Annotated in this window: 1 pseudogene; it reads right to left on the reverse strand. The window is 47.5% G+C overall.

The features are described 5' to 3' along the window. Nucleotides 1–505, reverse strand: a pseudogene (gene clpA, locus R8N47_RS28640) (ATP-dependent Clp protease ATP-binding subunit ClpA); the annotation flags it as partial.

Consider the following 505-nt stretch of genomic DNA (forward strand, 5'->3'; position numbering starts at 1 on the left):
GAACAGTTACTTCGGTTTTACCCACACCAGTAGGCCCTGCAAACAAGAACGAACCCACAGGCTTGTTATCTACGCCCAAACCAGCACGAGACAGTTTGATAGCCTCCGAAAGCGCATCAATAGCGTTGTCTTGACCAAAGACTAGCATCTTCATTTTGCCATCAAGATTCTTCAAGATGTCTTTGTCAGATGAAGACACCGACTTCTCTGGAATTCGAGCCATTTTTGCAACCATGGCTTCAATATCAGCCACGCCAACCGTCTTCTTACGACGACTTGCTGGAGCTAATCGACTACGAGCACCGGCTTCATCAATAACGTCAATCGCTTTGTCAGGTAGATGACGTTCGTTGATGTACTTCGCAGACAGCTCTACGGCTGCACGCAGTGCTTTGTTGGTGTAACGCACTTCGTGGTGAGCTTCGTACTTTGGTTTCAAGCCCATCAGGATCTTGGTTGTATCGTCCAGAGATGGTTCTACAACGTCGATTTTTTTGAAGCGACG

The sequence above is a fragment of the Vibrio sp. 2132-1 genome (assembly GCF_033344315.1).